The organism is Pseudomonas sp. TWI929 (assembly GCF_039673335.1).
In the GTDB taxonomy this organism is placed as follows: Bacteria; Pseudomonadota; Gammaproteobacteria; order Pseudomonadales; family Pseudomonadaceae; genus Aquipseudomonas.
On sequence record NZ_JBDJLK010000176.1, the window covers coordinates 1 to 1,241 of the forward strand.

A 1,241-nucleotide genomic window follows, 5' to 3' on the forward strand; every position below is an offset into this window, starting at 1 on the left:
TAGGGCCGCTTTTTTTGGGGGGGTTTCAACCGGCGAAGAGGCCGGCACTGCCAACGATATAACCAAAGGCTTTTTTGTTCTTTAACCCCCACAAACCCACCCGCTATAGTCGCAGGCAAATTGCCAACACCTTCTCGATAACAAGGAAGCAACGTGAAAAAACTCTTCACCGCCTCGCTGCTCGCCGCAGGCCTGGCCCTGGGCAACCTCGCCCAGGCCGCCCCTACCCTGCTCAACGTTTCCTACGACGTGATGCGCGACTTCTACAAGGACTACAACCCGGCCTTCCAGAAGCACTGGGAAGCCGAGCACAAAGAGAAGGTCAACGTGCAGATGTCCTTCGGCGGCTCGAGCAAGCAGGCGCGGGCGGTGATCGACGGCCTGCCAGCCGATGTCATCACCATGAACATGGCCACCGACATCAACGCCCTGGCCGACAATGGCAAGCTGGTGCCGGACAACTGGGTGACCCGCCTGCCAAACAACAGCGCGCCGTTCACCTCGGCCACCGTGTTCATCGTGCGCAAGGGCAATCCGAAAGCCCTGAAAGACTGGCCCGACCTGCTCAAGGACGGCGTGCAAGTGATCGTGCCCAACCCGAAAACCTCGGGCAACGGCCGCTACACCTACCTGTCGGCGTGGGGCTATGTGCTCAAGCAAGGCGGTGACGAAACCAAGGCCCGCGATTTCGTCGGCAAGCTGTTCAAGCAGGCACCGGTGCTGGACACCGGCGGCCGCGCTGCCACCACCACCTTCATGACCAACCAGATCGGTGACGTGCTGGTAACCTTCGAGAACGAAGCCGAAATGATCGCCCGCGAGTTCGGCCGCGACCAGTTCGAAGTGGTTTACCCGAGCGTGTCGGCCGAAGCCGAGCCGCCAGTGAGCGTGGTCGACAAGGTAGTGGCCAAGAAAGGCACCCAGGCCGTGGCCGAGGAGTACCTGAAGTACCTGTGGTCGCCAGAAGCCCAGGAGATCGCCGCCAACAACTACCTGCGCCCGCGTGATGCGACGGTGCTGGCCAAGTACACCGACCGCTTCCCGAAAGTGGACTTCCTGTCGGTGGAGAAAACCTTTGGTGACTGGCGCACCGTGCAGAAGACCCACTTCAATGATGGTGGGGTGTTTGACCAGATCTACACCAACAACCAGTAATTGATGTAGGCAGGGCCGGCCTCTTCGCGGCTGAAGCCGCTCCCACAGGATCACCACAGGGCTGAATGTTGTGGGGCCCCTGTGGG

Annotated in this window: 1 protein-coding gene; it reads left to right on the forward strand. The window is 60.7% G+C overall.

Annotation, left to right across the window (positions count from 1 at the left end; translation table 11 throughout):
- Positions 1 to 153 precede the first annotated feature (153 nt).
- Entirely contained in the window at positions 154 to 1,155 is a 1,002-nt protein-coding gene (locus ABE456_RS28420; protein ID WP_346646897.1) for a sulfate ABC transporter substrate-binding protein, read from the forward strand.
- The last annotated feature ends 86 nt before the right edge of the window (positions 1,156 to 1,241 follow it).